The sequence below is a fragment of the Salinimicrobium maris genome, from assembly GCF_049680855.1.
In the GTDB taxonomy this organism is placed as follows: Bacteria; Bacteroidota; Bacteroidia; order Flavobacteriales; family Flavobacteriaceae; genus Salinimicrobium.
The window spans coordinates 1-1,394 of record NZ_JBMPGS010000014.1 but is presented as its reverse complement, the minus strand read 5'-3'; the positions used below and the strand labels follow the sequence as shown (position 1 = coordinate 1,394).

At 33.0% G+C, this 1,394-nt stretch carries 1 protein-coding gene; it reads right to left on the bottom strand.

Annotated features, from left to right (window positions below):
• Positions 1–147: 147 nt before the first annotated feature.
• A complete protein-coding gene (locus ACOV1Q_RS15845) occupies positions 148–768 on the bottom strand; it encodes a hypothetical protein (RefSeq protein WP_424495379.1) in 621 nt (206 codons plus the stop codon).
• Positions 769–1,394: the final 626 nt, after the last annotated feature.

Genomic DNA, 1,394 nt, shown 5'->3' with positions numbered 1-1,394 from the left:
TTGCATTGAATTTCTACTGAAGCAGAGCTTCATCAAAAATTCAATGCTCTAAAATTTTAGCGGAATGAAGTAAAGAAAAAATAAAATATTAAATTTGAGAAAGCCGATTATTGCTTTTCATAGGAGCCGTTGTTGTGCGTAGTTATTTTAAAAGTCAGCTAAATCGTCATTTTGTTTATTTTTCTTTTCAATTTCCGCAACTCGTTCTTCAATTCGCTTTTTTATTTTAGGTTTCATTTCCTCATTAAATACATCAATCTCTTTGTTTATTAGCAAAATTGTGTTTTCCATCTTAGGAACTAAGTCCGTAATCCAATTTTTAACTTCCTTTTTTAAAGTTTCACTTAATTCCGTATTGCCATATCTGGTTTGATAATGAATGCGTAGTTTTTCTAGATTGTCAATTTCAGCACTCACTATTTCAAATCGGTGATTTGTTGGTGAAGCATATAAAAATTTGGAGCTCTGCTGAATATTAAAAGTCCAAGTTACCTTTGCACAAGAATAATTTTTGTTGCGAATGACATCAGTGCCGGGTGGAAAAAATTTACCTGAAACTTGAGCCATTTCAACATTTGCAGATTTTTTAGAAAAGTCAACTCTTAAATGTTTTTCTTTATATTGATTAAAGATTTCGTCCGTGAGTTTATCAACGTTTTCTTCTGTCAAATTGTACTGGTGTATTCCATCCACCTCATTTATTGCGGTTTTAAAGGTCTTTTGAAACCAATAATCAATTGGACGTTCGTTAAATAATTTTATATTCATTTTTTTAGGTTTGAGTGGTTTAATTACGCACAACTGTCTCGGTTATCGCCAGTTGGCGGAGTAGGGGACGCGGAGTTGTCGGCTTAGTAATGGTTCGTTGGTTAAGATAATTATTTTCTTCCTAACGGTGCCGCTTATTGGCGATTAACCGTCTTAAGTTTGATTTCTAACTTTTAGCAATTAACTAGAAAGAACAAAAGAGAGGAGTAAGGTTATATGAACCGTGGGAACTTTAGATTCCGTCAACATTGATAATCCCCTCTCNCCGTCTTAAGTTTGATTTCTAACTTTTAGCAATTAACTAGAAAGAACAAAAGAGAGGAGTAAGGTTATATGAACCGTGGGAACTTTAGATTCCGTCAACATTGATAATCCCCTCTCTTTTCTACTTCAATTTCGTTTAGTTCTATGAGACCTAGATCTCGTTTTTAAGTCGATGAAAACAAAGTAGGTGTCCTTTCCTAATCAAATTCTTATGAATAAAAATAATCAAATTTATGAAGTAGACATCAGTAAAGATCTATTTGATGTTGCCAGTTCAGAAGGAAAACACTTCCAATTTAAAAATAACGGATTGGGCTTTAAATCATTTTTAAAGGCTCTTTCTAACCAAGATCTGGTGGTTA